At 52.0% G+C, this 23,804-nt stretch carries 16 protein-coding genes; 6 read left to right on the forward strand and 10 right to left on the reverse strand.

The window, feature by feature from the left end:
• Positions 1–16: 16 nt before the first annotated feature.
• From BM185_RS07485 to BM185_RS07510, 6 genes are read right to left on the reverse strand one after another with little or no spacing between them, the layout of a single operon-like run.
• Positions 17–1,522, reverse strand: a complete 1,506-nt coding sequence (locus tag BM185_RS07485; RefSeq protein WP_091961552.1) for a BatD family protein — start codon at positions 1,520–1,522, stop codon at positions 17–19.
• A complete protein-coding gene (locus BM185_RS07490) occupies positions 1,519–3,105 on the reverse strand; it encodes a vWA domain-containing protein (RefSeq protein WP_091961556.1) in 1,587 nt (528 codons plus the stop codon). Before BM185_RS07490 ends, BM185_RS07485 begins: the two co-directional genes overlap by 4 nt.
• Positions 3,098–4,024, reverse strand: a complete 927-nt coding sequence (locus BM185_RS07495; RefSeq protein WP_091961561.1) for a VWA domain-containing protein — start codon at positions 4,022–4,024, stop codon at positions 3,098–3,100. Before BM185_RS07495 ends, BM185_RS07490 begins: the two co-directional genes overlap by 8 nt.
• Positions 4,003–4,488, reverse strand: coding sequence for a DUF4381 domain-containing protein (locus tag BM185_RS07500; RefSeq protein ID WP_177203507.1), 486 nt, complete (start codon positions 4,486–4,488; stop codon positions 4,003–4,005). The genes BM185_RS07495 and BM185_RS07500 overlap by 22 nt, the downstream gene beginning before the upstream one ends.
• A 35-nt stretch (positions 4,489–4,523) precedes the next feature.
• Positions 4,524–5,441, reverse strand: coding sequence for a DUF58 domain-containing protein (locus tag BM185_RS07505; RefSeq protein ID WP_091961568.1), 918 nt, complete (start codon positions 5,439–5,441; stop codon positions 4,524–4,526).
• On the reverse strand, positions 5,438–6,397 hold the full coding sequence (locus tag BM185_RS07510; protein WP_091961570.1) for an AAA family ATPase: 960 nt from the start codon (positions 6,395–6,397) through the stop codon (positions 5,438–5,440). Before BM185_RS07510 ends, BM185_RS07505 begins: the two co-directional genes overlap by 4 nt.
• Positions 6,398–6,574: 177 nt before the next feature.
• Between BM185_RS07510 and BM185_RS07515 the strand changes: the two genes are divergently transcribed.
• From BM185_RS07515 to BM185_RS07525, 3 genes are read left to right on the forward strand one after another with little or no spacing between them, the layout of a single operon-like run.
• Entirely contained in the window at positions 6,575–11,428 is a 4,854-nt protein-coding gene (locus BM185_RS07515; RefSeq protein ID WP_091961573.1) for an NAD-glutamate dehydrogenase, read from the forward strand.
• Positions 11,409–11,669, forward strand: coding sequence for a DUF2835 family protein (locus BM185_RS07520; protein WP_143089496.1), 261 nt, complete (start codon positions 11,409–11,411; stop codon positions 11,667–11,669). The genes BM185_RS07515 and BM185_RS07520 overlap by 20 nt, the downstream gene beginning before the upstream one ends.
• 14 nt (positions 11,670–11,683) lie before the next feature.
• Complete coding sequence (locus tag BM185_RS07525) at positions 11,684–12,322, forward strand: response regulator transcription factor (RefSeq protein WP_091961579.1); 639 nt, start codon at positions 11,684–11,686, stop codon at positions 12,320–12,322.
• Here the strand turns inward: BM185_RS07525 and BM185_RS07530 are convergent.
• The 3 genes from BM185_RS07530 to exaC are packed head-to-tail and all read right to left on the reverse strand — an operon-like array spanning position 12,311 to position 16,335.
• Positions 12,311–13,687, reverse strand: a complete 1,377-nt coding sequence (locus BM185_RS07530; RefSeq protein ID WP_177203508.1) for an ATP-binding response regulator — start codon at positions 13,685–13,687, stop codon at positions 12,311–12,313. The genes BM185_RS07525 and BM185_RS07530 overlap by 12 nt on opposite strands.
• On the reverse strand, positions 13,674–14,843 hold the full coding sequence (nosP, locus tag BM185_RS07535) for a nitric oxide-sensing protein NosP (RefSeq protein ID WP_091961585.1): 1,170 nt from the start codon (positions 14,841–14,843) through the stop codon (positions 13,674–13,676). Before nosP ends, BM185_RS07530 begins: the two co-directional genes overlap by 14 nt.
• Entirely contained in the window at positions 14,815–16,335 is a 1,521-nt protein-coding gene (gene exaC / locus BM185_RS07540; protein WP_091961589.1) for an acetaldehyde dehydrogenase ExaC, read from the reverse strand. The genes nosP and exaC overlap by 29 nt, the downstream gene beginning before the upstream one ends.
• A 189-nt stretch (positions 16,336–16,524) precedes the next feature.
• Here exaC and BM185_RS07545 point away from each other — a divergent pair, with 189 nt between their 5' ends.
• On the forward strand, positions 16,525–17,550 hold the full coding sequence (locus BM185_RS07545; RefSeq protein WP_091961592.1) for a quinone-dependent dihydroorotate dehydrogenase: 1,026 nt from the start codon (positions 16,525–16,527) through the stop codon (positions 17,548–17,550).
• 83 nt (positions 17,551–17,633) lie between these two features.
• Here the strand turns inward: BM185_RS07545 and BM185_RS07550 are convergent, their stop codons facing one another.
• The gene (locus tag BM185_RS07550) at positions 17,634–19,337 is read right to left on the reverse strand and encodes a DEAD/DEAH box helicase (RefSeq protein ID WP_091961594.1); all 1,704 of its coding nucleotides are present in this window, start codon (positions 19,335–19,337) and stop codon (positions 17,634–17,636) included.
• Positions 19,338–19,649: 312 nt separating this feature from the next.
• On the opposite strand from BM185_RS07550, the gene BM185_RS07555 reads away from it, so the two are divergent.
• A complete protein-coding gene (locus BM185_RS07555) occupies positions 19,650–20,678 on the forward strand; it encodes an efflux RND transporter periplasmic adaptor subunit (RefSeq protein ID WP_177203509.1) in 1,029 nt (342 codons plus the stop codon).
• On the forward strand, positions 20,675–23,782 hold the full coding sequence (locus BM185_RS07560; protein WP_091961601.1) for an efflux RND transporter permease subunit: 3,108 nt from the start codon (positions 20,675–20,677) through the stop codon (positions 23,780–23,782). The genes BM185_RS07555 and BM185_RS07560 overlap by 4 nt, the downstream gene beginning before the upstream one ends.
• The last annotated feature ends 22 nt before the right edge of the window (positions 23,783–23,804 follow it).

Below are 23,804 nucleotides of genomic sequence, written 5' to 3' on the forward strand. Positions count from 1 at the left end.
CGTATCTCCGATCAGGTTAGGGATTCAAGGGTGGCAGCGGAGTGGTTACTGACGTTGCTTGAGTCGCCAGCAGTTGCTGCTTAATAGCCTTGCGTGTGGGCAGTTTGCCTGCTGCTGCCTGGACCAGTAAAGGCTGAGCCTGTTCTTCCAGGTTGAAGCGTCTAACCAGTTCCAGCAATTCAGCATGGCTCCAGGTTTCCGGCCCTTCTTTTAGATGTTTTTTCAGGCGTTGGCGCGCTTCTGCCTGGTAGATCTTCCAGGCAGAAGCAGCTAATGAAACCAGCAAAAAGCCAGCCAATAAAAAGATCAATAAACGCGACCAGTTGGGCGGTGGGGTCGCACTTTCGGATTCAATGGCAGTATAAGGAGCTTGTAACGGACCTCTGAGCGACGCTTGAACGGGCAACACTGGCAGACGAATTTCTTCTGTCCTAAGCTGTCGGGCACCTGTATCCCACCAGTGTACTTTCAAGGGGGGTAATTCCAGTTTTCCTTCCTGTTGTGGATAAACCAGTAGGCGCTGGGTCAAACTGGCGGCAAGATAACCATCTATCACCCGATCACGACGCTGTTCCGCCAGAGGCTCCACCCGAACGCCAGGAAAGGTTAACGATTGGAATACAGGCAGATTGCGTGCCTGCTGGCCGACAGCATCAAATTCTATAACCAGTTCCAGGGGTTCATCAACCAAGGCTCTATTGGGTGATCCCTGCCAATGGGCAGCCAGTACCAAGCCTTGCGCAGGCAGCCAGGCCGCATTTTCGGGCCAGTCTTCAGGAAAGGGTAAGAGGGTTAGTTCTATCTCCGAGGTTTCTGCCTGATAGCGATCCGCTTCGCCCCGGCCGGGAAAATCCAAACGGCTGGAAAAATAGCGCGGTAGAATGCGCACTTCTTCTGATGAACTAACTTGAATGATTTCACGCCAGCGGGCTTCTTGCCAGTTGACCCCTCTTTGATTGAAGCCTTGCTCTTGTTCACTCAGGGTACGTGCCTGACCGCCTTCCACTTCCATCGGGCTGAGTCTGGGTTCTCTTGGGTAGCCTTGGTAGCGAATAATCAATTCATAGAGCAGGGCTTCACCGGGATAAACTTCTGTACGATCTACCCGATGTTCCATTTCCAAGGGCTGGCTGATTCGCCTTAGTGGCTGGGTCTGCTGAGGGGCCGCCTGGATATCCAAACGTAGCTGCTGGGCCGGGCGCCCATCGACGCGCAGGGGTGGCAGGCTTAACTCCCTGTCACGACTTAGGGCATCCTTATGCTGCCAGCGCAACTGCCAACGATGCTGGTAAAAGCCGCGTGGCAAGCGTTCAACCTGATGTTCTTTGCTGATTAATTCCAGGTGTTCTTCCCAGGCTTGGGGCCAGCGCAGCTCCAGCTCTTCTGGCCGGCTGCTGCGGGTTTCAACCAGCATTTCCAGCTCTCCACCCGCCTGAATACGGGGCTTATCCAGGGTCATTAATACGGCCTGAACCGGTGATGCAATTAAGATGCCAAAGAGCAGGAGCCAGAAGTTTTTCATGACTCCCTCTCCCTCAGCTCATTCCGAAAACGATTGCGCAGTAAACGCCAGGGGTCTTCCTGAAGTTGCTCAAGGGTTTCCTGCTGCTCTTGGTTCAAAGGCAGGCAATCCGGGCATTGGGCGCGCTGGGGCTGCCAATCTCTGGGTTGATCGCTGGGGTCTTCCTGGCTGTCTTGCGGAGCCGGTTCTTGGGCTTGGGCATCCCCACATAAACCTGCCAGGTTTTCTTTAGAAGGCAGTGGCTTGTCACTAGCAAGGTGCTGTGCAAGCTGATAATTAATGCAGTTATCTTCACGCTCCGGATCTTCGGCTTTAACCTCCTGAAAGTAGTCCAAAGCCTTTTCTGGCTGTTCTGCAAATAGCCAGGCGGTTCCTGTATTGAACAATAGATCCAGGCGCTTTTGGGGAACGGCAGGTAGCTGCTTGATGGCCTCTTCATAGGCCAGGGCAGCCTGGGTGTAATCGCCCAGTTGAAACCAGGCCTCAGCCAGTAAACGAGGTTTCGATGTTTTATCCAGTGTTTGCTGAGGCTCTGCATTACGTAGCGCTTGCCAAGCTTGGTAATCTTGGTTTTGCCAGGCCCAGGCGGATGGTGAAGCTAGCAACAGTTGACCTGCCGCAGCCATAGACAAGAGTAAGGTGAAGGGGTGACGCAGCTTGAAGGATGCAGGCCAGGGTTGCCCCAGGTATTGCCAGAGCACAAGCAAAAGAGCGGGAATCAGTAACCAATGTCCCCATTCACGAAACGCTTCCAGCTGGGCTGTTTGCTGTTGACTGGCCGGTCCGGTGGCCCGGTTGATTTGTTCCAGGTAATCCGTTGCTTGACGTGGAGTGATCAGAGTTAGCGGCAAACCTTCGACACTGGCTTCCTGCTGCCGACTGATTTCGTCATTCGTCAGTATTAACAAAAGTTCAGCTGCAGCCGGTTTGGCTTCCAGTAGTCGCTGCAGGTTTGCTGTCGATGGCAAGCGGTCGGTTACCCAGAGCCAATAGAGCGCGGCGTTCCCTGCTTTACCCTCAGCAACCAGGCCGGTTTGACTAGCTAAGCGCAAAGCTTCACCGGGTTCATCACCACCTCTGGGCATAACTGTCGGGTGAGTCAGGCTCATTAATTGTCTTAGGGTTGCCGCATCGGGTGTCATGGGGCTGGCTAGATGAGCACTGCCTGCATAGAAAATCAGTGCGGTTTGCCCTTGTTGGCGATTATTCAAAAAAGGCACCAGCAGCTGCTGGCTGGCTTCCAATAATCGCATCGCATCAACCTGCCCGCGCTCTGGTGGAGCCAGGCGCTGAATGATTACAACTTCCTGGTGCAGTCGCTGTGCACTACTCAAATCAATAGAAGAGCCAGGGCCACTTAAGACCAGGGTAAACAGCAGAGCAAGCAGGCCAGCCAGCAAAGGTTCGGGCAGACGGTTTGAGGTTGATTGTGAGGCTTGGCCGGTTAATAAGCGTTTGGCCAAGCCTGGTGGTAACAGCTCTTGCCATCGACTCTCGTGAAAGTGCCGAAAGGCCAAGCGCAACAACCAGAAAATCAAGGGCGCCAGCAGAAGCAACCAGGGGCGGGCAAAACCATCAAACATAGGCACTCCGCCACCAGGACCGTCTTAGTCGCCAGGCTGCCAAAACCAAAGCCGCCAGAAGTAAACCAGGATGCAAGGGTGTTGCCGGACTAAAACGCTCAGTTACGGTTGCCGGTTCCAGATCGTCCAACTGCTGGTAAACGCCATCCAGTTCTCGGCGATTAAAGGCGGAAAAGACCTTGCCGCCGGTTGTTTCTATGGCCGCCGCCATATCCGGCTCAGGACTCAAGGAAACCACAATCAAATGGGTGCGTATCTCTGCCTGAGCCGCCATGCCCAAAGCTTCATTTGGACTTAACGCTCCGGCATTATTAGCACCATCGGTCAGCAACAGAATCGCTGGCTCTCCTTGAGCACGGCCCACTGCCTGCAAGCCAATACCGACAGCATCTCCTATGGCTGTTCCTGGTCCAGCCATCCCAGGCCGCATGGCATTCAACTGTTGAACCAGCAATTGGTGATCCAAAGTTTTGGGCACATAAAGATAGGCCTGTCCGCCAAAAACCACCAAGCCTATGAGGTCCTGGCTACGTACACGGACAAAGCTTTCCACGACTTCTTTGACGTGATCCAGACGGGTCCGCCCATCCATGATTTCCTGCATGCTGCCGGAAACATCCACGACCAGCATGAGTTCACGTCTTTGCTGTTGAATTTCAATTTCAGGCTGCTGAAATTCGGGGCGCATAGCAGCCAAAACCAACAGGCACCAAACCCAGAACCAGGGATTGATGCCCGACTTAAAGCGTGCTAACCAGGAATTTTTTTGCTGGCTTACTTGATGAACAGGCAGCTTCAAGGCGGCCTGAGTTGCAGTGCCCCAACCCAGGCATCGCGCCAAGTAGCCCAGCAGCCAGGGCAGCAAGAGCAGGACGAAGGCCCAAGGCCAAACCAGAGTTAGGTTTGCCGACGTATCCATGCCCTAACCAATTGTTGAAGGCTTTGTGCATCAAAGCGATCCGGCTCAGCCTGATAGGCACCCCAGGCCAAAACCCGGCCACTGCCTTCACGAAAACCCGGATCTTCACTGCGTTTGCGACCACGACTCCAATCCAGAAAATCCAACCAGTCTTCTCCGGTCAAGGAAGCAACCTTTTCACGATGAAAGTTTCTAACCGCAATACGTCTGAGCAGTAGGTTGATTTCATACAGGTAGCGTTGAGGATCTCCGCTTTCTTCAAAACGCTGTTGAATGGCTTCCAGCTCCTTGTAAGCGTAGCGCCGTGTTTTGGTTCTTTGAAACCAGCGCCACCAAATAGCAAGTCCTATCAACACCAGCAAACCCGCAGCCAGCGCCCAAACCCAGGGTTCAGGAGGCCATTGGTCAGGTGCAAATGAAGGTACTAGGGGTGCTGCCAAGTCTTTCAATTCTTCAAGATTCATAATTACTTTTTCAATTCCCATCCCCGCAAGGGGTGTTATTTTAACCTGACTGAGGAAAGTTTCCTGTTGTATCCGGGTAACAGCTGCGTCATCAGTTGCTTTTCATTCCGTGTGGAAATTTCCAGATAACGTCCACGATGTCCCAGCGCTTGGCGCAACGCCTGCTGATGTCCACGAAATTCACTGGACCAAGTGTTTCTCAAGCGATTGGTTAAGGCCTGCCGCTGGCCTCGAATCTCAATCTGGGCATCAGTTTGGGGCAAGTGGTCATCCCAAGGGTCTGTAAGCTGAATAGCCATCAAAGCATATTTTTGGCTCATCAAGCGTATCAAGGGGTAAGCCTGAAAACCTCTGAAATCACTGATCAAAATAACCAGACTGGCACGCGGCAAACGCTGGCGAAAGGCGGCCAAAGCCTGATCCATTTGATGGGGTCGCTGCGGTTGAAGTTCACCCAACTCCTGGTTGCAAGCAGTTAAACGCGCCAACCAGCGCATAAAAAGTGGCTGACCAGCCGCCGGGCTTTCCCAGTAACCCCCTTGGTCTGTTTCTATCCAACCACCAATTTTTTCTTTGTCTTGCAGTGCAGTCCAGCCCAATAAAGCGGCCAAGCGAGCTGCTATCACTGCTTTGCTGGCCAGAGAACCAAACTGCATTTGCGAAGTCTGATCAACAAAAAGTGCCACCGGGCGCTGGTGTTCGGCCTCATACAAGCGCGTATAAGCCTGGCCTTTGCGCGCAGTGACTTTCCAATCCAAATAACGCGGATCATCACCCGGCTGATAAGCCCGCACTTCACGAAAGTCCAGGCCACGGCCAACCTGATTCATTACCCGGCCTTCAGCACCCGGCAAAGGGCTACGCAAGAGCTGCTGCAAACTCAAAGCGCGGGCCGCAGCCTTTAAACCATAGAGTTCACGAAGGCTGACTTCCAGGGCAACGTCTGCTTTCATGCCACTGCGACCAAACTCAAAAGGCGCTGGATGATAGCATCCCGGCTGACTCCTTCGGCCTCGGCTTCAAAACTCAACAAGAGTCGATGACGTAAAATATCCGGGACCAGCAATTGAATATCTTCCGGCAGCACTTCCTTGCGCCCTCTCAACCAGGCCAGTGCCCGAGAACAACGGTCTAAAGCCAGACTAGCCCTGGGGCCTGCACCCAGCTGTAACCAACTGGCCAGTTGCTGATCATACTGACCTGGACGGCGTGTTGCTTGTACCAGATCAACGATATAGCGTTCCAGGGGTTCAGCAAGAAAGACCTGAAGACTTTGCTGCCGGGCCATTTTCACTGCCTTAGCCGTCAAGGGGGCTTCGGCAGCAGTAGCTGCTTCCCGTGCTTCATTGCGTACCAGACGCAAAATAGCCAATTCTTCTTCACTATTCGGGTAGCTCACCCAGGTATGCATCAAAAAGCGATCCAACTGGGCTTCTGGCAGAGGGTAGGTGCCTTCTTGTTCCAGGGGGTTTTGGGTCGCCATAACCAAAAACACCTCATCCAGGGCTCGGGTTTCCCCCCCAATACTAATTTGACGCTCTGACATGGCCTCCAGCAAGGCCGACTGAACCTTGGCCGGTGCCCGGTTGATTTCATCAGCCAACACCAACTGATTGAACAAGGGGCCTGGCCGAAAACTGAATTCACCCGTCTGGGGACGAAAGACTTCTGTACCCGTCAAATCGGCAGGTAGCAAATCCGGGGTAAATTGAATCCGCTGAAAACTGACCGCCAGTTGTTCGGCCAATTGCTGGATGGCCCGGGTTTTCGCCAAACCCGGAGCCCCTTCAACCAGCAGATGCCCATCTGCGAGCAGCGCGACCATCAGGCGTTCAACGAGTTGCTGCTGCCCGATGACTCGACTATTGAGGGTTTCCTGAATTCGGGTAAAACGATCATGGACACTCATCGTCTCTGGTCTATCCTTTAGTTCAGTAGTTTCCTGATAAGCATCCTGCATGCAAAGGGAGCATGATGGCTTGCCAGAAAGCTTTTTAAGCGTTTTGATGGGGCCTAGCATAGCACGTCATTGGCTGCTGGAATCAGCCTGCAGCACTCGAAAAAGTACAATAGGATTGGAGTTACCATGCAAAAAATGCAGACCGCCTTACTGGAGTTAATCGGTACGCTCAAAGAACCCCTGGCACGACACCTGCCCGAACAGACCTGTGATCAGATTTTAGAGTTTGCCAGACGCCTGTATGAAACGGCGGCTGTTGATGAACTTTCACTCTGGCCTGATGAAACCTTTTACGGCACCACCGTTTCCCTGTGGAACTTTTTTCAGGATTTTGGCCAGGCCAAACAAGGTCGTTTTTTAGAGCCCAAAATTAAGATCTTCAATCCGGATTTTGAAAAGGATGGCTGGCAATCGACCCACACCATGATTCAGGTGCTGAACAGCAACATGCCGTTTTTGGTCGACTCCCTACGCATGGAGCTGAACCAACGTAACCTGACCCTGCACACCATTCACAATGCCATCCTGCATACTGAACGCGATGCCAAAGGGCACTTTAAGCAGCTTCACCCGAAAGCGGCCACCAAAAGTCAGGCTGAATCCCTGATACTGATTGAAATCGATCGTTTAAACGAACAGGAAATTCAGGATTTACAGAAGACTCTGGATGGCATTCTGATCGAAGTACGCACCGCTGTTACTGACTTTACTGCCATGCGTGAAAAAGCGCTGGAAGCCAGTAAAACGTTAGAAGACGACAAGCTTCAGACCCTGCTGGGCAAAACACACGACCCCAAGGCCATCAGCGAAGCAGCCGAGTTTCTGCAGTGGCTGACTGAAGATCACTTTACCTTCCTGGGTTATGACGAGTACGAACTTCAGGAAAAAGATGGCACCCATGAACTCTGCCCGGTTGAAGGTTCCGGCCTGGGGCTTTTGCGCGGTCATGAACATTGGAGCAACTGCATGCCTGGTTCTGCCGTGCATGACAACCACTTTGTCCTGATTCCAGACCTGCTAACCTTTGCCAAGGCACCGGAAAAAGCCCGTGTTCATCGGCCAGCCCACCCGGATTTTATCAGTATTAAAACCTTTGATGACAAAGGCCAAATCAAGGGTGAAGTCCGCTTTATGGGGCTTTACACCTCTGCAGTCTACATCCAAACACCCCGACAAATCCCTGTGCTTCGTCAAAAAGTGGAAGCTGCGGTGGAAAAAGCAGGTATGCAGCCTGATGCCCATAATGGCCGCCAGCTGATGCAAATTCTGGACGTTTATCCGCGTGATGATCTGTTTCAAATCAGTGTCGATGAACTGACTGCAACAGCCCTGGGTATTTTCAATATTCGTGAAAGGCGCAAGGTACGAGTCTTCATCCGCAAGGATAGCTACGGCAAGCTCTATTCCATTCTGGTTTATATGCCCAGAGACATCTACAGCACTGAAATCCGTCAAAAAACCCAAAAGGTGCTCTGTGAAGCTCTGGATGCGGACTTTGTTGAATTCACGACCTATTTTTCTGAATCCATCCTCTGCCGCACCCAATATATTTTAAGCTTTCGGCATGACGAACCGGCCGACTATGATGTACGTGAAATTGAACAGCGGGTTATTCAAGTCACCCGCTCCTGGGATGACTCCCTGCATTCCGCTCTGGCAGAAAGCCTGGGTGAAGAAAAAGCCAATCGTCTTCTGCGTCTATACAAAGAAGGCTTCTCGGCGGCCTACTGTGAAGACTTTAGTCCTCGCCATGCTGTTAACGACATTCAGCACTTTGAAGGTCTCAAGGGTGATCAAAAGCTGGCTCTGAGTCTTTATCGCAATGTTGAAGAAGCTGATCAGCTGCGCTTCAAGCTTTACCAAAAAGGTAAACCACTGCTCCTGTCTGATGTCTTGCCGGTACTGGAAAACCTGGGGCTTAGAGTTCTGGGCGAACGTCCCTATGAAATTTACCGTGAAGAGCAGACCTGCTGGCTGCATGACTTCTCCCTGGATATCGCACTCAAAGGCGTGGAAAACCTGGATCTGACCAAGATCAAAAGCATCTTCCAGGAAGCCTTCCTGAAAACCTGGCAGGGCCAAGCTGAAAGCGATGCCTTCAACCGCTTGGTTCTGGCTGCAGGGCTAAACTGGCGTGAAGTCGCGCTCTTGCGTGGCTATGCCCGCTATATGAAACAAATTGGCTCTACCTTCTCTCAGGACTATATAGCAGCCACTCTGGTCAGCCATCCAGACTTGGCCCGCAAGCTGGTAGATCTCTTTGATGTACGCTTCAACCCGGATCGCAATGAAACTGAAGAAGCCTACGTTCAGTGCAAGCAGAAAATCGACCAGGCTCTGGAAAAGGTTGCCAGCTTAACTGAAGACCGTATCCTGCGCCGCTATGTGGAGCTGATTGAAGCCACCCTGCGCTCCAATTTTTATCAGTTGGACGCAAGTGGAGAAAACAAGCCCTACATCAGCTTCAAACTGGAACCCAGTGCCATCAGCGACATGCCTCAGCCACGTCCGCGTTTTGAAATTTTTGTTTATTCGCCACGCGTTGAAGGGGTACACCTGCGTTACGGCAAGGTCGCTCGGGGCGGCCTGCGTTGGTCGGATCGCCATGAAGACTTCCGAACTGAAATCCTGGGCCTGGTTAAAGCCCAGCAGGTTAAAAATGCGGTCATTGTTCCTGTCGGTGCCAAGGGCGGCTTTATTTGCAAACAGCTGCCTGATACCAGTGATCGTGAAGCCTTCCAGGCTGAAGGGATCGCCTGCTACAAAACCTTTATTTCCGGCTTGCTGGATATCACGGATAACCTGAACCAAGCAGAGGTACTGCCTCCACCCAGAGTGGTTCGTCGTGATGAAGACGATACCTATCTGGTTGTTGCTGCAGACAAGGGAACAGCCACCTTCTCTGATATAGCCAATGAGATTTCTGCCGATTATAACTTCTGGTTGGGTGATGCCTTTGCCTCTGGCGGCAGTGCCGGCTATGACCACAAGAAAATGGGCATTACCGCTCGCGGGGCCTGGGTCAGTGTTCAACGCCATTTCCGCGAACTGGGCCTTAATGTTCAGAAAGAAGAGTTCACAGTGGTGGGTATTGGTGACATGGCCGGCGATGTTTTTGGTAATGGCATGCTGCTGTCCGAACATATTCGTTTGGTTGCAGCCTTCAACCACAAGCATATCTTCATTGACCCCAACCCGGACGCTGCCGCAACCTTTAAAGAGCGCCAGCGCATGTTCAAGGAAAGATCCGGCTGGGATGATTTCAATAAATCCCTGATCTCAGAAGGGGGTGGAATCTTCTCACGCGATGCGAAAAGCATTAACCTCAGCCCTCAAATGCAGGAGCGCTTTGGTATCCAAGCCCAAAAACTGACACCGGCCGAACTCATTACTGCTCTCTTGAAGGCACCCATTGACCTCATCTGGAATGGCGGCATAGGCACCTATGTTAAAGGCCGTGATGAAACCCATGCCGAAGTGGGTGATAAAGCCAATGATGTGCTGCGCATTGATGGTCACCAGCTTCGCTGCCGGGTTATTGGTGAAGGTGGCAACCTAGGCTTCACTCAAAAAGGGCGTATCGAAGCAGCACGAGCAGGTGTCCGTTTTAACACTGACTTTATCGATAATGCCGGTGGGGTGAACTGCTCTGACCATGAGGTCAATATCAAGATTCTGCTTCAGCAGGTGATGCAGGCTGGCGACCTGACCCGCAAGCAGCGTGATGAGTTGCTTGAAGAAATGACGGATGAAGTCGCCGAACTGGTGCTCAATGACAACTACAACCAGGCGCAGGCCCTGGCAATTGCCGAGCTGGATAGCCGTAACAGCCTAGGCCACTACCGCCGTTTGATTTCCACCCTGGAAGCCGAAGAAAAGCTGGATAGAGAACTGGAGTTCCTACCCAGTGATGAAGAACTTCAGGACCGCGAAGCCGAGCGTGCCGGCCTAACCCGGCCTGAGCTTTCCGTGCTCCTGGCTTATGCCAAGGCAGATATCAAAAATGCCGTCCTGGACTCTGAAGTCCCTGAAGACCCCTGGCTAGGTCAGGCCCTTAAAAAAGCCTTTCCCCAGGTTATTCTTGAGCGCTATGCCCAGCCTCTTGAGAACCACCGGCTGAAACGTGAGCTAATCACCACCATGTTGGTTAATGAACTCATAGATCACATGGGGATTACTTTTGTGCACCGGCTCAAGGATAACGCTGCACTCAGCGTACCCGATATCGTTCGTGGCTATGCTGTTGCCAGAGATGTGTTTGATTTGACCCATATCTGGTCTGCCATTGAAAGCCTGGATCATCAGGTCGATGCCAGTCTGCAATTACAGTTAATGCATGAACTGACCCGCATGATGCGCTTAGCTACCCGTTGGTTGATCCGTAACCGCTTTGCTGGCCTCACCGCTCGTGAAGCAGTGGATTATTTTGCACCCAAGGTGCAAATGATTACCGAGCAAATTGCCCAGCGCTTAACCGGCGATGAAAAAGAAAAATGGCAACTGGCCTGTGATCAATTGGTTGCCAAGGGCGTACCCGATGAGCTGGCGGCCCGCCTGGCGGGTATCAACCACCTCTACTCAGCCTTAAATATTGTTCAGGGTAAAAGAGAGACCAGCCAACCCCTGCCCCAGGTCACCGAAGCCTATTTCCTCTTGGGTCAGCAGTTACAATTGCCCTGGCTGAAACAGCAAATCGTTGATCTGCAGGTGCATGACAGCTGGGAAGCCCAGGCCAGGGAAGCCTACCGGGATGAGCTGGATGATCGCCATCGTCAGTTGACCATTAGCCTGTTGATGCTGGAAGACGGTGCCAGTGATTTGGAAGCCCGACTTGAACAATGGCTCAAACACTATGCCCCTCAAGTCGAGCGCTGGCAAAACCTCTTGCATGAAGTCAGAGGGGGAACTAATGTAGGCTATCCGCTGTTTGCTGTCGCCATGCGTCAGCTGGCAGTTTTGAGTGTCACTGATACCGAGTAGCCAGAACTTCAGACCCATGCCCAGCGTCTATGTACGCCTGAAAATGAGCGTTAGTGAATGCCTGGAGTTTTACCAAAGCCAGGCACCTAACGCTCGAACCTACACAATCGAAGGGCGCAGCGTTATCTTTCCCAGGCGTTTACTGCGCACCATGGTAGACAGCCAAGGCATCAATGGGTTGTTTCGTATTACCTATGATGATCAGGGGCGCTTTGTGTCAATTGAAAAGGTTTCCACTTAGGAGAGGAGCCAAGGGTGAACACCTTTCTAATTGCTGATGACCACCCCCTGTTTCGTGAAGCCATGATGGATGTCGTGGCTTCCACCTTTCCTGGTTCCCAGCTTTTACAAACTGAAAACCTTGCCAAGACTTTGGAAGTGACCCAGCAAAGGGAAGATTTGGATTTACTCTTGCTGGATTTAAAAATGCCCGGCATGCAGGGTTTCGAAGGCATCAAACAAATTCATGCCCAACGCCCCACCCTTCCAGTTGTCATCATCTCTGCTGAGGATGACCGCCAGGTTGTTTTAGGTGCCATGAATGCAGGCGCGATTGGCTTTATCTCCAAGGCTTCACCCCGCGAGGAAATGGCCAGGGCGCTTCAGCAATTATTGACCGGCCAGGTTTACTTGCCCTCACACAGTATTCGCCAGACTGACCTGGAAATCACCAGTAAAGAGCCTCAACCCCTGGCCTGGCAACAGCTGACCAAAAAGCAGTTGGAAGTTCTGGAGCGTATGGCACTGGGTGAATCCAACAAGCAGATTGCCTGGCACCTGAATATTGCTGAAACCACAGTGAAAGGCCATGTTGCCGCCATTATGAGTAAGCTGGGAATCAAAAACCGGGTTCACCTGGCCTTAACAGCACAAAAACACTTCTCAACCCAGTAACTGGTTTAATGCCTGGCGCAAACGCAAAGGCCTGACTGGCTTGTAAAGCAGCTGATAGCCCTGACGCTTCACCTCTGCCTTCAGCTGATGGCTGTGATTAGCCGTGATCACCAGAACCGCCAGCTCCCTTGGTAAACGACCTGCCAGCAAAGCGGCCACATCCAAACCGGAAACCTCAGTATCCAGATGATAATCCACAATCAATAACTGAGGCCCTTCCTTCTGGCTGGCCAATTCTTCCTCCAGTTGTTCGGCAAGGGTTGCTGTGGTCACCTGGCAGCCCCAGGATTCTAGTAGCTTTTGCATACCTTCACAGATGGCGGCATCATTGTCCAAAACCCAAACCTTGGCTCCCTGCAAACGCTGCTGCTTAATCTGAAAGGCTTCATTGGAAGGCTGCGCTCTTTCCACACCTTCTGCCAAAGGAACCTGAACACTGAACATCGACCCCCTGCCCAGCCGGGAAGCGACCTTGATTGGATGCCCGAGCATGCGCGCCATCTTATCGACGATAGCCAGCCCCAGTCCCAAACCCTGGTCCTTGCCATTAGCAGGTTCTACTTGTACACGCTGAAATTCATCAAAAATATCATCCAGGCGATTTTCCGGAATGCCCAAACCGGTATCCCAGACTTGAATCAACAGGCTGGCACCCTGGCGGCGGCAACCCAGCAGCAGACGTCCGCCTGCTGGGGTATAACGCAAACCGTTAGCCAGAAAATTACGTAAAATGCGCGCCAGCAGATGCTGATCAGTTTCTACCCAGGCCTGGGTTGTCACCCAGCTCAATGTCAGCCCCTTACTGGCTGCAACCTGTTGGTATTCAGAACCCAGATTATTCAGCAAATCAGCCAGGCAAAACCGGGCCTTATCCGGCTGCACAGCACCCGCATCCAGCTTAGAAATATCCACCAGGGTTCTAAGCAGGGATTCAACATCATTCAAGGAGCGACTGGCTGAAGTGACCAGTTGCTGAATTTCAGAAGACAGCTGCTTCTCTTCCAGGGCTGAGGTAAAAAGCCGGGCAGCATTCAGAGGCTGTAAGAGATCATGGCTGACAGCCGCCAGAAATTTGCTTTTGGAAAGGTTGGCTGCTTCAGCTTCCTGTTTGGCTTCCAATAAACTCTTTTCCATCGCCTTGCGTTCACTGATTTCCAGGTGGAGCTGAGCATTCAACTGGGTCAGTTCGCTGGTTCTTTCTCTAACCTGTTCCGCAAGGGCTGCTGCATGTTCAAAAGCAGCATAGGGAGCTTCAGATAAACTGCTGCCTGCTTCGACCCGCTCAATCAATGCCTGATTGATTTTTTGTAGGCGCAGATTCTCTTCCTGAAGCTGATGGAGTTGATCCGATTCATTGGCTGGCATCGCCTTCCCCCAGCACAACTCCGGTAAAGGTTTGGTTGACGTGCAGGCCAGCATGGTGCTCGCCATAGGTATTAAAGCCTATGACCCGGTGTTCACGCAGAAAGGCTGAGGCAGCCTCCTTTTCGTCCCTTTGTTCACTTTCCAAACGCCTTAAAAAACAATCACATCCCAGGGTCATCAAGGGCTTACCAATACGTGACTGGATACCGGCAAAGCGCCGCTGTAAATCCGGTAACAGGGGTTGGGGTTGCATAGCCGTCAGTACGCTGCCCTTACCCACCGCACAGTAAAAAGTCAGACTCAGGTCAGCATGAACTTTTTGAATGGAGCGAACATAAAAATCCTGGCCCAATTTAACGGCCAATGGATGCAGCGCAAAGGTCAGAGGGGAAAGTTTGGCAACAGCCACACCGGTCAGCTCAGCATAAACTTCAGCCGCAGGCCGGGCATTTAATTCATAAACCCGGCGCTGCACCGCATCGGCTTCGGTGACGACCAGTTTAGTCTCCAAGGGCAGCATATGGTGGGTGGTAAAAACTTCAAAAGGCAGGTGGGTGGTAAATAAAATCAACACGGCAGCTTGGGTATGAAAAGCCCCTTCCACAAAGACGTGGGTATTAGCGAGTTGAATATCATCCCCAGCTGAACCACCAAAATGTGGAATACCGCCCAAGGCGGCATTGAGGGCAACCAAGGCTAATTCTTCCTGGCTGGACAAGCCATCAAACAAGGTCATAGCAAAATGCTGACCCTGACCGGCAAAGTTCAACTTGCTGGTTGCCAAGAGCTGATTAACCTCTTTTTGTGCCTCTGCCAGTGAAAAGTTTTCCAAGGGTTGAATCAAGGTCATGGCCAGTGAAAAGGCTTGCTGACTGAAACCCAGAGCCGTTATCGAACCCTGCGCATAACCCTGCAAACCCAGTTCTCCGGCTGTGGTGCAACCCACCAGTTCCTGCGCAGGAAAAGCCTGGTTGAGTGCTTCAGCCAGTTGTGGCAAAGGGTATTCCGCCGAGCAAAAGAAAACCACCCAGCGTAAATCCGGGTGGTTAAGTTCAGCAGCCAGTTCAGCTGCTGCCTGCCAGGGGTCACTTTTGGAAGTGCTGGCAGCCAGCAGCGGTGAACGGATTTTAGAAAAAGCCCATGGGGTTGACGTCATAACTAACCAGCAGGTTTTTGGTTTGCTGATAATGTTCCAGCATCATTTTGTGATTTTCACGTCCAACCCCGGATTTCTTATAGCCACCAAAGGCTGCGTGGGCTGGATAGTGATGATAGCAGTTGGTCCAAACCCGGCCTGCTTCAATACCCCGACCCATGCGGTAGGCACGGTTCATATCTCGCGTCCAAAGACCGGCTCCCAAGCCAAATTCGGAATCATTGGCAATGGCCAGAGCTTCCTCTTCATCCTTAAAGGTAGTGACCGAAACCACGGGGCCAAAGATTTCCTCCTGGAAAACACGCATTTTGTTATGGCCTTTAAACAGGGTCGGTTGAATATAGTAGCCCTTGCTGAACTCATTATCCAACTGCTCCTTGCCGCCACCCATCAACACTTCTGCACCTTCCTTGCGGCCAATTTCAAAGTAGCTAAGGATTTTATCAAACTGCTCCTGAGAGGCCTGGGCGCCCACCATCACTTCGGTATCCAGAGGGTTGCCACGCTTGATTTGCTGGCTGCGCTCTATGACTTTGGCAATAAAGGGCTCATAAATTTCTTCCTGAATCAGCAGGCGTGAGGGGCAGGTACAGACTTCACCCTGATTGAAAAAGGCGAGTACCACCCCTTCTACACACTTGCTCAAATAACTATCTTCATGATCCAGCACATCGTTAAAGAAGATATTGGGTGATTTACCGCCCAGTTCGACTGTGGAAGGAATGATGTTCTCAGCAGCACATTTCATGATGTGCGCACCGACAGGCGTGGAACCGGTAAAGGCAATCTTGGCAATGCGCTTGTTGGTAGCCAGGGCTTGGCCTGCTTCCACACCATAGCCATTAACCACGTTCAGAACGCCTTCAGGCAAGAGGTCTTCAATGACTTCAATAAATTTCAGAATTGACCAAGGCGTTTGTTCGGCAGGCTTAAGGATCACACAATTGCCGGTTGCCAAAGCAGGTGCCAGTTTCCAGGCCGCCATCAAGAGTGGGAAATTCCAGGGAATGATCTGGCCCACCACGCCCAAGGGTTCGTGGTAATGATAGGCTACGGTGTTCTGATCTATTTCACCGATGCTGCCTTCCTGGGCACGGATGACACCCGCAAAATAACGGAAGTGATCAACCGCCAAAGGAACGTCAGCGTTGAGTGTTTCACGAACAGCCTTGCCATTGTCCCAGCTTTCGGCAACGGCTATAGCTTCCAGATTCTGTTCCAGACGGTCGGCTATTTTTAACAATAAATTGGAACGCTCCGTCACTGAGGTTTTTCCCCAGGCTGCTTTAGCCTTGTGCGCTGCATCCAGCGCCAGCTCAATATCCGCTTCATCGGAACGTGGAATTTCGCAGAAATTTTCACCGGTCACTGGGGAAACATTTTGAAAGTACTGCCCCTTGACGGGAGGTGTCCACTGGCCGCCAATAAAGTTTTCATAACGGGGTTTGAATTGGGTCACAGCCCCTGGTTGACCCGGTTGTGCATAAATCATGATACTTGCCTCTTGTTTTTGTAATGGGATGAAAACACCTGAACAGTTCAGGACTCTTTCATCCTAGTGCCTAAGCGCCCTTTTCACCCTTGTGCTTTGGCACTGAAAAAAACAGTACTTTGGTACTGAGTCCGCTTTACTCGTCAGCACTGCTATAATGGCCACAAAACTTTTCGACAGGGATCCTTCATGTACTCACTGGCACGTAAACTTCTCTTTAGCTTCTCGGGTGAAGCCGCCCACCAACTCGCGCTGGAAAGCCTGGATGCTGCACATCGCCTGCGTTTGACGCGACCTTTCACCGGTACACCCATTCATTCCCCGGTTAAAATCATGGGCCTGGAATTTCCCAATGCCGTCGGCCTGGCTGCAGGTCTGGACAAGAATGCCGACCATATCAACAGCCTGGGCAGCCTGGGCTTTGGTTTTATTGAAGTGGGCACAGTGACCCCCCGCCCCCAGCCTGGTAATCCCAAACCCCGTCTCTTCCGTATCCCGGAACAGGAAGCCATTATTAATCGCATGGGCTTTAACAATAAGGGGCTGGAGCATCTGTTGAAGCAGGTCAGAAAACGCCACTTCCCCGGACTCTTGGGTATTAACCTGGGCAAGAACCTCAACACTTCGGTTGAACAGGCTGTGGATGATTATCTGTTGGGGCTGGAAGGGGTTTATCAGGAAGCAGATTACGTCACGGTTAATATTTCTTCACCCAATACGCCGGGCTTGCGCAGTCTGCAATATGGTGAAGCTCTGAAAGACCTGCTTAAACCGCTCAAGGAAGCACAACAGCGACTTGCAGACCAGCACCAGCGTTATGTGCCTCTGGTCGTTAAGGTAGCACCTGATATGAATGATGAAGAACTACTGAGCCTGGCCAGCACCCTGCGCGAACTGAAACTGGATGGAGTCATAGCAACCAACACCACCCTGGACAAAACAGCCGTTGAAGGCTTGAAATATGGCAATGAAGAAGGTGGACTTTCGGGTCGACCCCTGACTGAAAAAGCCTGCATCATCACCCGCAAGCTGACTGAAGCTCTGGAAGGTGAACTGCCAATCATCGGAGTAGGCGGTATTTTTTCAGCTGAAGACGCTGTAGAGCGAATTAAAGCAGGCGCTGATTTGATTCAACTCTATTCAGGCTTTATCTACCGAGGCCCCTCGCTCATTCACGAATGCGCCGAAGCCATAGCGGCGATCAAAGAATCCTAAACAGCCCCCCCCCAAAAAAAAGCCCGGCTCTTGGAAACAAGAACCGGGCTTTTTCAAGCTGAGTAGAACTCAGCCTTTAGCAATTAAGCTGAACGGCGACGGATCGGACGTCCACCATCATCATTACCAGGCTTGCCACTAAAACCTTCACGGCTGGTCAGGTTCAGAGGCACACCACAAACGCGGACCCGGGAAAGCGCCTGAAAAACAGCTTTAGGCATGCCTTCAGGTAGATCCACAGTACTGAAATCCTGTTGGATATCAATACGGCCAATGTTGCGGCTGGAAATGTTGGCTTCGTTGGCAATCGCACCGACGATGTTGGCAGGTTTAACGCCATGTGCGCGGCCAATAGGCATGCGGTAGCGTTTCATACCGGCTTCAGGATCGCGTGAACGACCGGCACCCTTACGGGCAGCACGCGGGCCTTCATCACGACGTGGCGCACGCTCACGAATCGGACGGGGTTTAACGTCCTCAACAAACAAAGGCGTGTTGCCCTGAACCATCTTGGCCAAGGCCGCTGCTATCTGCAGAGGCTCGGCTTCCGTTTCGGCCTGAATTTCTGCAACCAGCTTCTGGAAATCTTCCAGACTGCGGGCCTGCATGGCATGTACCACCTGCTCCTTGAACTTGTCCGTGCGCTTGGCATTGATCACTTCGGCCTTGGGCAATTCCATGGGCTGAATTTTCTGACCTGTACTGCGCTCCAGATTGAACAGCAAGCGTTTTTCACGCGGCGTCACAAACAGGATCGCCTCACCACTACGACCAGCACGACCAGTACGACCAATACGGTGTACATAGGATTCGCTGTCATGGGGTGGATCAAAGTTGATAACGTGGCTGATACGTTCAACATCCAGACCACGAGCAGCAACATCAGTAGCGACCAGAATATCCAGTTGGCCACGCTTGAGTTTTTCTACTGCTTGCTCACGCTGGGCCTGAGCCATGTCACCGTGCAGTGCAGAAGCTTTGAAGCCGCGACCGTTCAGGAACTCAGCCAAATCACCACAACCCGCTTTGGTACGAGTAAAGATGATGATGCCATCGGATTCTTCTGCTTCCAGAATGCGTGTCAGCGCTTCTTGTTTGGGTAGGCCATTCGCCATCCAAACACGCTGACTAACGGTGTCCGCGGTGCGTGCCTTGGCAGCAATACGGATTTCTTTGGGGTTTTTCAGGTGACGCTGGGCAATGCGACGGATGGCTTCAGGCATGGTTGCTGAAAAAAGCACCACCTGACGCTCCGCTGGAGTCTGCTCAAGAATCCATTCAACATCGTCAATAAAGCCCATGCGCAGCATTTCATCTGCTTCGTCCAGGACTAGGGTTTTCAGTTCGGATAGATCAAGACTACCGCGACGCATGTGGTCCATAACGCGGCCAGGTGTACCCACAACAATTTGGGCACCGGAGCGCAGCGAACGGATTTGTTCACGATATTCAGCGCCGCCATAAAGGCTGGCGACTTTAACGCCCTTCATATGAGCGCCGTATTTTTCAACCGCTTCAGCTACTTGCTGAGCCAGCTCACGTGTGGGAGCGAGCACCAATACCTGAGGCAAACGAACCTGGACATCCAGGCGTGCCAATATAGGCAGTGCGAAAGCAGCTGTCTTACCCGTTCCCGTTTGAGCCTGACCCAAGAGGTCATGGCCTTCCAGCAACAGAGGAATTGTCTGCGCCTGGATAGGGGAAGGAGTTGAGTATTCAATGGAAGAAAGCAAAAAGTCAGGAAGGCCCAGCTCGTCAAAAGCGGGCAGGCTTGCGTCATTAGACATCAATTGTACCTAAGTTACAGATAAACGCAGAGGCGGGCGCGGGCCCGATACACAATCAAGAAAGGGCAACGTCTGCCTGATGCAGGGAACACATCTTTCAGTCGATGTGTTGAAGTTGGACGGCTATCTTAGCATGCTTCCTCTGGCTAGGCTAGCTGAATTCATTTTTTCGCACTGGACTTATCACAGGATTGCATGGTTGACACACTCCTGATACAAGATGGAGCTAGCCTACACCTTAATAAGGGTGAACCTTTTGAGCGCGGCGCTGACTTAAACTACTCACATGACTTTTTCCAGACAGTTGATTTTATGAGAAAACATCTGATACTTCCCGGTCTGATCTGTGTTCTTGGCCTCCTCGTTTTCCAAACGGCCTGGGGCAGGGGCGTTGCCGTCACCCTGGCCGAAGTGGAAGCCATGACGATCAGTGAGCGCCTTTATGCAACAGGGAGCCTGCAAGCTCGCTACTCATCAGAAATCCGGACTCAAGTCAGCGGGCGCATCACTCAACTGAATTTGGAAGACGGCCAGTTTGTAGAGGCCGGTGACCTTCTCGTCCAACTGGATGACCGGGAGCCCCAAGCACGCTTAATGCAAGCTGAAGTCAATTTACGTGAAGCCCAACGCCAACTGGATCGCTATCAGCGTCTGGTCGCCACCCAATCCATTTCACAGGATCAGCTGGATGCCCAGCAAGCCAGCGTTGATACAGCAAGAGCCCAGCTACAAGCCCTGCACGCAGAAATCGAACACTACGCCATCAAAGCGCCCTACAGCGGCTTTCTTGGGGAACATGACTTAACACCGGGTATGCTGCTGGATGCTGGACAAACCCTAACCACCCTTGATGATCTCAGCCAAATGCGGGTTGATTTTTCGCTTTCTGAAAGGCACCTGTCCAGGGTCGCACCAGGCCAACAACTCCTTGCCAAGGTTGCTGCCTGGCCGGACCAGGAATTTCGTGGCGAACTCACCTTTTTAGGCACCCGTATCGACTCTTCAACCCGGAATTTACAAATCCGGGGCCGTATCAATAACCCTGATCAAAAACTGCGCCCGGGCATGCTGGCAACCCTGACCCTGGAAACCGCCCCGCGCATGACACTGATGGTGCCTGCGCGCAGCCTCAGCTACGAGGGCAGCAATAAGTTTGTATTCATGGTCAATGCCGATAAACAAGTGGTTCGACGCCCGGTTGAAGTAGGGCTGACCCGCGCCACTCAAATTGAAATCCTTTCAGGCCTGAAAGCAGGGGATCAAATCATAGACCAGGGTGTCGTGAAGGTTCGAGAAGGCACTGCTGTCAGGATCGTTGATCAGCAGGATGATGCTTCATGAAGCTTTCTGAAACGGCAATCCGCAGGCCCGTTTTTGCCTTTGTTATCAGCTTACTCCTGCTGGTCTTCGGGCTGATTGCCTGGCAAAACCTACCTCTGCGCCAATACCCCGATGTGACCAACCCCCAGGTTACAGTGATGACCAACTTTGACGGTGCCTCACCCGAAGTGGTTGAACTTCAGGTGACCAACAATATTGAAGACCAGTTGGCTGGCATTGAAGGCATCGAATTTATTGAATCCAACTCAGCGCGGGGCGTATCACGCATCGTCATTACCTTCAATGAAAGGCGTGATCTGGACAATGCAGCTAATGACGTGCGTGAGGCTGTATCCCGAGTCACCCGAACCCTACCGGATGATGCCGACACGCCTCGCGTGCAAAAGCGCAATGCTGTAGCCGACGCCATTCTTTATATTGTTCTCGGCAGTACTGACATGGATACCCTTGAGCTCAGTGATTATGCCGAGCGAACTCTTAAAGACCGCCTAACTTTGGTCAGTGGTGTTAGCAATGTCAGGCTTTTAGGTGCTCAGGACTATGTCATGAGGGTTGAATTGGACCCAGATGCTCTTAATGCGCGAGGTCTGACAGCAACAGACATAATCAACAACTTGAGAGAAGAAAACATGGAGTTGCGAGGGGGTAACCTGGAAGGCCCCCAACGTACACTCCAGATTCAGGTTAGCCGGGATTACAATACCCCTGAAGAATTTGAACGCTTAATCCTGCATGCTGAACGAAATAATATCTTGCGGCTGGGTGATGTTGCCAATATCTATACCGGCCCGCGCGACACCAACCAACTTTTTCGCTCCAATGCCCGCAATGTGGTTGGCCTTGCCATAGAACCCATTTCCACCGCCAACCCCTTGGAGGTGGTTGCCGCTGTACGCCAAGAAATTGAAGCCTTTCGGCCTTTTCTTCCCGAAGGAGCTGATCTGGGCACCACCTACGATACTTCTATATTTATTCAAAGTGCGATTGATGAAGTTTATCTAACCCTTGGCCTGGCCATGGCACTAGTGGTATTGGTTATTTTTATTTTCCTCGGCAGCCCCAGAGCAACTTTAATTCCTGCTGTTACCGTTCCCGTCGCCTTGATTGCAGCCTTTATTGGTATTTATATTTTTGGCTTTTCCATCAATCTGATGACCCTCCTAGCTTTGGTCTTGGCTATCGGCCTGGTGGTTGATGATGCCATCGTGGTCCTGGAAAATATTCACCGTCATCTGGATGAAGGTAAACCGCCCCTGCTGGCCGCCTGGGTCGGTATCCGCGAGGTAGGCTTTGCGGTTATCGCCACCACCACAGTGTTGATTGCCACCTTTGTGCCCATTATTTTTTTGGAAGGTACGGTAGGTCAGTTTTTCCGGGAATATGCCCTCACTCTCGCCACCGCTGTGGCTTTTTCCAGCCTCATCGCCCTAACCCTGTCACCGGTTCTCTGCTCGAAACTGCTCAAAGCCCATAGCCGGGGAGAGCGTAAACGCTTTATTCACCGAGGCCTGAATCAGTTGGAAAAGGGTTACCAGCGATTTCTAGCCTTTGGTTTGCGTCACCGCTGGCTGGCTCTGGTACTACTGATTGGTGCCCTGGGTGCCACTGGCTGGGGGTTCAATAGCCTGCCCAGAGCCTTTGCTCCACAAGAAGATATAGGCTCAGTGTTTGTCTTCGTGCGCGGCCAGGAAGGCGCCAGCGCAGAGCGAATGCGTGAATCCATGCAAGAGGTTGAAGAACGGCTCATGCCCTTGTTGGATGGCCCTAACCTCAACAATATCACTCTGCGCTCACCTGGCTTTTCCACTCAGGGTGATAATTCAGGTTTTTTGATTCTAAGCCTTAAACCTTGGAAAGAAAGGCCTGATTCCGCTTTTGACATGCTCCAGGAAATTCGTCGACAGGTCGCTGACATTCCGGATGTAACCATCTTCCCCAGAGTCCGCTCCCCCTTGGGAAGCAGTGGCGGCACACCAGTAGAATTTGTTATTGGCGGCAGTAGCTATGAAGAAATTCTGGAGTGGACGAAAATCATCAGAGAAGCGGCCCAAGAAAACGCTGGCCTAGTGGATTTGGATACCGACTTCACCCAAACCCAACCCCAACTGCGCGCCCGTATTGATCGAGAAAGAGCGGCACAATTGGGTGTTTCAGCCCAAAGGCTGGGTGAAACCCTGGAAGTAATGTTGGGTGGACGCTCAATTACCCGTTTTGAAGAACGCGGGCGCGAATATGATGTTTGGCTAGTTGGGCAACCTACGGCTCTGCGTGAAATTGAAGACCTGGGTAAATTACAACTGCGGTCCAATAACAGCGACCAACTCATCCGCCTGGACAATCTGGTGACCTTTGAAGAAATCGGCGAAGCAGCCCGCCTACCCCACTACAACCGTAACCGGGCCATCACCCTCTCAGCCTCCCTGGCTGATGGCTATTCATTAGGCGAAGCCCTGGATTACCTGGATCAGCTGGCAACGGAACTCCTACCCGAATACGCAGTGATTGACTACAAGGGTGAATCGCGACAATACCGTACCAGTTCAGCGGCCATAGAAGTCATTTTCATTATGGCTCTGGTGATTGTCTATTTGGTTTTGGCCGCCCAGTTTGAAAGCTTTGTGCATCCCTTTGTGGTCTTGCTAACTGTTCCCCTGGGACTGGCAGGAGCCATGCTGGGCCTTTGGTGGACAGGTGAAACCATCAATATCTACACCCAGTTGGCGATGATCATGCTGATCGGCCTTTCAGCGAAAAATGGGATTCTGATCGTGGAATTTGCCAATCAGCTCAGGGATCAGGGGCTGGAATTCAATGCCGCCGTCATAGAGGCAGCACGTCGCCGTTTGCGACCCATCCTGATGACTGCCACTACCACCTTAATAGGCACCCTGCCTCTATTGCTGGCCTCAGGTGCCGGTGCCGAAAGTCGCCAGGCTATCGGCCTGGTGGTTTTCTCCGGCGTGGGTCTGGCAACCATCATGACCCTGGCAGTTGTCCCTCTGACCTACAATCTACTCGCCAGGAACACCGGCTCCCCGGAAACCGTGAGTCGCAAACTGGAAGAAGAACAACGCCAAACCTACCAACAGGAAGGGGAAGCCTAGACTAGAGCTTGGGCATAAATGG

Source organism: Marinospirillum celere, from assembly GCF_900112235.1.
Taxonomy (GTDB): Bacteria; Pseudomonadota; Gammaproteobacteria; order Pseudomonadales; family Halomonadaceae; genus Marinospirillum; species Marinospirillum celere.